Annotated in this window: 3 protein-coding genes; all 3 read left to right on the top strand. The window is 64.0% G+C overall.

From position 1 onward, the window contains the following. Positions 1 to 389 precede the first annotated feature (389 nt). The 3 genes from ACI38Z_RS08180 to ACI38Z_RS08170 all read left to right on the top strand — a co-directional run bounded on the left by ACI38Z_RS08180 (position 390) and on the right by ACI38Z_RS08170 (position 2,799). The gene (locus ACI38Z_RS08180) at positions 390 to 1,211 is read left to right on the top strand and encodes a transporter substrate-binding domain-containing protein (RefSeq protein WP_439789705.1); all 822 of its coding nucleotides are present in this window, start codon (positions 390 to 392) and stop codon (positions 1,209 to 1,211) included. Positions 1,212 to 1,328: 117 nt separating this feature from the next. Beyond that, the gene (locus ACI38Z_RS08175; RefSeq protein WP_439789704.1) at positions 1,329 to 1,982 is read left to right on the top strand and encodes an amino acid ABC transporter permease; all 654 of its coding nucleotides are present in this window, start codon (positions 1,329 to 1,331) and stop codon (positions 1,980 to 1,982) included. Continuing rightward, positions 1,975 to 2,799, top strand: coding sequence for an amino acid ABC transporter ATP-binding protein (locus ACI38Z_RS08170; protein ID WP_439789703.1), 825 nt, complete (start codon positions 1,975 to 1,977; stop codon positions 2,797 to 2,799). Before ACI38Z_RS08175 ends, ACI38Z_RS08170 begins: the two co-directional genes overlap by 8 nt. Positions 2,800 to 3,071: the final 272 nt, after the last annotated feature.

Below are 3,071 nucleotides of genomic sequence, written 5' to 3'. Positions count from 1 at the left end.
CCCTCGACCTACGGAGCCACGGTCCGTCGCTCTGCCAACTGAGCTACACCCACCATTTGGTTCCCGCTCGCATCGCGGTATGTAATAATGCCCGAACCCGTCTCGATTGGCAAGGGTAAATTTGAAAAAACTTTTCCCGATGCAAATCTCCGCCACAAGGCCCCGTCCTTCTCCCCCGCCGGACCCCGTCTAACAGAGCGTCTACGTGGCCGTTCGCAACGCATGGCCGAGAAGCCCGTGCCGCCTTGGCCGCGGCCCCGCCATGAAACACACTCTTAACTGCACGTAGCTTGAAGGCCCCCGTGCCGTGCCGTATGCTTACTCTAGCGCGCTAAAGTGCCCACGCGGCCGGCGCACACGGCAAGCAAGCAACCCCAGGGGGTATCACCATGGATCGTCGTCAGTTCCTCAAGCTGTCCGCCGCGGCCCTCGCCGCGCCCGTCATGCTCGACCTCGCCGCCTGTGGGGGCGGCAGCTCAAGCTCTGGCTCCTCCAAGATGCAGTTCATCGTCGGCTTCGACCAGGAGTTCCCGCCCTACGGCTATGTGGGCAAGGACGGCAAGTACACCGGCTTCGACCTCGACCTCGCCAAGGCCGTATGCAAGATGGAGGGCTGGAAGTACAAGCCAAAGCCCATCAGCTGGGACGCCAAGGACAGTCTTCTCAACAGCGGCCAGATCACGTGCATCTGGAACGGCTTCACCATCGAGGGCCGCGAGAAGGACTACGCCTTCACCAAGCCCTACATGGAGAACCGCCAGGTCATCGTCGTCCCCAAGAGCTCGAGCATCAAGACCCTCGCGGACCTCGCGGGCAAGAACGTCATCACGCAGACGGACTCCGCCGCGCTGAGCCTGCTCTCCACCGGCGGCTCGCAGGAGAAGCTCGGCAAGACGTTCAAGAAGCTCCAGACGATCGACAACTACAACACGGCCTTCATGATGCTGCAGAACGGCACGGTCGACGCCATCGCCATCGACTACCCCGTCGCCGTGTACAACATCGGCAAGGACACGGACAAGTACACCATCCTGAGCGAGGCGCTCAACTCCGAGCACTTCGGCGTCGGCTTCGCCAAGACCTCGGAGGGCAAGAAGCTCGCCAAGACCGTCCAGGCGGACCTCAAGAAGCTCGACAAGAAGGGCACGGTAAAGAAGCTGTGCGAGAAGTACGCAGACCAGGGAGTCTCGTACGACCTCTGGGTGCTGTAGGCTAGCCTAGTCTTGCACCCCACAGTTCCAAGCGCCTTTGGTCTGGCGGCCGCCGCGGCCGCCATTCCGCTTTTCTGGCGCCATCCATTCAAGAGAAACGACTAAGGCGGTAATCACTTGGATATCTCCACGATGACGGGCATGCTGCTCAACGGGTACGTGGTGTCCCTCCAGATATTCGCCCTCACGCTCATCGGGGCCATCCCCCTCGGGGTCCTCGTCGCGCTCGGCAGGCTCTCCAGGTTCAAGCCCCTCTCCTGGCTCGTGGGCCTCTACATCTCGCTCATGCGCGGCACGCCGCTCATGCTCCAGATGTTCGCGGTATTCTTCATCCCCTACTACCTCTTTGGCCAGCAGACCGGCCCCGACTACATGTTCGTCGCGGTCATGATCGCCTTCATCGTCAACTACGCGGCCTACTTCGCGGAGATCTACCGCTCCGGCATCCAGAGCATGCCGCGCGGCCAGTACGAGGCGGCGCAGGTGCTTGGCTACTCCAGGACCCAGCGCTTCTTCCGCATCATCCTGCCCCAGGTCTTCAAGCGCATCCTGCCCGCCATGGGCAACGAGATCGTCACGCTCGTGAAGGACACCTCGCTCGCGTTCTCGATCGGCATCGCCGAGATGTTCACCACCAGCCGCGCCCTCGTGGCGTCGCAGCGCAGCATGGTCCCCTTCGCGATCGCCGCGCTCATCTACTGGATCACCTGCCTCGTCATCGAGTTCGTGCTTCGCAGGATCGAAAAGAGAATGGACTACTATCATGACTAAGCCCAAGACCCGCGAGATGCCACGCCCCGACATCAGCCTCACCTCCGCGCTGGGACTCCCCGCCGTCTACGTGAAGGACGCGCGCAAGTCCTTTGGCGACAAGGAGGTCCTGCGCGACGTGAGCCTCTCCATCAAGCAGGGCGAGGTCGTCTCGCTCATCGGCCCCTCCGGCGCCGGCAAGTCCACGCTGCTGCGCTGCCTCACGCTGCTCGACACGTTCGACAGCGGCGAGCTCGCCTACGGCAACGTGCGCGTGTGCGCCAACGTGCCCGGAGAGTCGCGCACCACGTACGACAAGGAGGCGGAGCGCCAGGCGCGCATGCGCTTTGGCATCGTCTTCCAGAACTACAACCTCTTCCCCCACTACACGGTGCTCAAGAACGTGATGGACGCCCCCATCGTGGTGCAGAAGCGCGACCCCAAGGAGGTGGAGGAGCAGGCGCGCAAGCTCCTCGAGCGCCTCGACATCGCCGACCACGCGGACAGCGTGCCCGACCAGCTCTCCGGCGGCCAGCAGCAGCGCGTCGCCATCGCCCGCGCCCTCTGCATGAACCCGCAGGTCATCTACTTCGACGAGGCCACCTCGGCGCTCGACCCCAAGCTCACGCAGGACATGCACCGGCTCATCCGCGAGCTCGCGCACGACGGCATGGCCGTGGGCATCGTCACGCACGAGATGGGCTTCGCCCGCGACGTGTCCGACAGGATCGCCTTCCTGTTCGACGGCCAAATCGTGGAGGAGGGCACGCCCGACGAGGTCATAGGCAAGCCGAGCGACCCCAGGACCAAGGCCTTCCTCGCCAACGCCGAGGACTAGGGCCCACAGGGTCCACTGGGCGAGAAGGACGACAGCAGGCCACAGGCAAGGCCACGGCCGGCGGCAAACGCATTCCAACCAACCAAGACAGAAAGAGGGGCGGGCCAGATGGCCCGCCCCTCTTGCGCATATACGGTTCTGTTGCGCACGTGCGACCGCAATGGCCGCGCGTCCTTCTCGCCCCGTGGCTGAGCCGCCAGACGGGGCGCGAGGCTCGCTAGAGCAGCATCTCCGCGATCTGGACGGCGTTGGTCGCCGCGCCCTTGCGGATC

It is taken from the genome of Parafannyhessea sp. (assembly GCF_051876455.1).
Classification (GTDB): domain Bacteria; phylum Actinomycetota; class Coriobacteriia; order Coriobacteriales; family Atopobiaceae; genus Parafannyhessea.
This window is presented reverse-complemented; position numbering and strand designations above follow the sequence as displayed.